The 456-nt window shown below is 50.4% G+C and carries 4 tRNA genes; all 4 read left to right on the top strand.

From position 1 onward, the window contains the following. Positions 1–52: 52 nt before the first annotated feature. The 4 genes from HMPREF2881_RS04090 (at position 53) to HMPREF2881_RS04105 (ending at position 408) form a co-directional block, all read left to right on the top strand. A tRNA-Gly gene (locus HMPREF2881_RS04090) sits at positions 53–127 on the top strand. Positions 128–134: 7 nt separating this feature from the next. After that, a tRNA-Leu gene (locus HMPREF2881_RS04095) sits at positions 135–223 on the top strand. A gap of 11 nt (positions 224–234) precedes the next feature. Next, positions 235–311, top strand: a tRNA-Arg gene (locus HMPREF2881_RS04100). 23 nt (positions 312–334) lie between these two features. Beyond that, positions 335–408 (top strand) — tRNA-Pro (locus HMPREF2881_RS04105). Positions 409–456 lie beyond the last annotated feature (48 nt).

Raw genomic sequence — 456 nt, forward strand, 5'->3', positions numbered from 1 at the left:
CAGAGGGTCAGAGGTTCGAATCCTCTATGGCTCATACGATTTATTTTAATATGCGGAAGTAGTTCAGTGGTAGAACACCACCTTGCCAAGGTGGGGGTCGCGGGTTCGAATCCCGTCTTCCGCTCCATTATTTTGCCGGGGTGGCGGAACTGGCAGACGCACAGGACTTAAAATCCTGCGGTGAGAGATCACCGTACCGGTTCGATTCCGGTCCTCGGCACCAATTTAAATATAGCGCCCGTAGCTCAACTGGATAGAGCGTTTGACTACGGATCAAGAGGTTATGGGTTCGACTCCTATCGGGCGCGCCATTTAAAATTATTAATTTAATATACGGGAAGTAGCTCAGCTTGGTAGAGCACTTGGTTTGGGACCAAGGGGTCGCAGGTTCGAATCCTGTCTTCCCGACTTCTTTAAAAATATGGGGGCTTAGCTCAGCTGGGAGAGCGCCTGCTT

Origin of the sequence: Staphylococcus sp. HMSC057A08 (assembly GCF_001812925.1) — a bacterium.
In the GTDB taxonomy this organism is placed as follows: domain Bacteria; phylum Bacillota; class Bacilli; order Staphylococcales; family Staphylococcaceae; genus Staphylococcus; species Staphylococcus hominis.